The sequence below is a fragment of the Streptomyces gottesmaniae genome (assembly GCF_031845845.1).
GTDB classification, from domain to species: Bacteria; Actinomycetota; Actinomycetes; order Streptomycetales; family Streptomycetaceae; genus Streptomyces; species Streptomyces akebiae.
Window position 1 is genome coordinate 1 of the sequence record NZ_JAVRFJ010000189.1, and the last position, 315, is coordinate 315.

Sequence of the window (315 nt, forward strand, 5' to 3'; positions counted from 1 at the left end):
TCTCCGGCATGGCGTCCACCGACGGCACGATGGGTGTCGTCCCGGCGCTGCTGGCGGAGCGGCTGGGCGTGCCGCAGGTGACGCTGCTGTCCGAGGTGTCCGTCGAGGACGGTGTGGTCAAGGGCCGGCGCGACGGTGACGCCGCCTCCGAGCAGCTTGAGGCGTCGCTGCCGGCCGTGGTCTCCGTCACCGACCAGTCGGGCGAGGCGCGTTACCCCTCCTTCAAGGGCATCATGGCGGCGAAGAAGAAGCCGGTGGAGTCCTGGGACCTGTCCGACCTGGACATCGAGGCCGAGGAAGTCGGTCTGGAGGGCG

The 315-nt window shown here is 70.5% G+C and carries 1 protein-coding gene; it reads left to right on the plus strand.

Annotation, left to right across the window (positions count from 1 at the left end; translation table 11 throughout):
* A partial coding sequence (locus RM704_RS45005) for an electron transfer flavoprotein subunit beta/FixA family protein (protein WP_438828998.1) occupies positions 1 to 315 on the plus strand: 315 nt, incomplete at both ends.